The sequence below is a fragment of the Streptomyces sp. AC627_RSS907 genome (assembly GCF_019049165.1).
In genome coordinates, this window is sequence record NZ_JAGMUE010001513.1 from 1 (window position 1) to 562 (window position 562).

The 562-nt window shown below is 69.9% G+C and carries 2 protein-coding genes; both read left to right on the forward strand.

Annotated elements, in window-relative coordinates:
* The coding region (locus KUM32_RS42745) for a phosphomethylpyrimidine synthase ThiC (RefSeq protein ID WP_217146942.1) at positions 1 to 328 on the forward strand (328 nt) is incomplete at its 5' end.
* 126 nt (positions 329 to 454) lie between these two features.
* Positions 455 to 562 (forward strand): type II toxin-antitoxin system VapB family antitoxin (locus KUM32_RS42750; protein WP_217146943.1); only part of this gene is annotated, 108 nt, incomplete at its 3' end.

Genomic DNA, 562 nt, shown 5'->3' on the forward strand with positions numbered 1-562 from the left:
GGCCAAGGGGCACCCCGGCGCCCAGGAGTGGGACGACGCGCTCTCCGACGCGCGGTTCGAGTTCCGCTGGGAGGACCAGTTCAACCTGGCCCTCGACCCGGACACGGCCCGCGCCTTCCACGACGAGACCCTGCCGGCCGAGCCCGCCAAGACGGCGCACTTCTGCTCGATGTGCGGGCCGAAGTTCTGCTCGATGAAGATCTCTCAGGACATCCGCCGCGAGCACGGCGGCGCTCTGGACGCCGCCGCCGCCGAGGCCGGGATGGCGGAGAAGTCCCGGGAGTTCGCCGCCGCCGGCAACCGGGTGTACCTGCCGATCGCCGACTGACCCACCATCCCCTCCGAGCGCCGTCCCGACCCACCCGGGGCGGCGCTCGGGCGCGTTCGCGGGCCGGGATCGGGCGGCCGTTGTTATATTCAAAGGTGCTGTTGGTCTTATATAGCGGAGGCAAATATGAGCGTGACCACCATCGACCTGGACGACGACGCCCTCGCGAAGGCCCTTCGCTTCTCCGGGGGCGCGACCAAGAAGGAGGTGGTGAACGAGGCCCGGCGCGAGTAC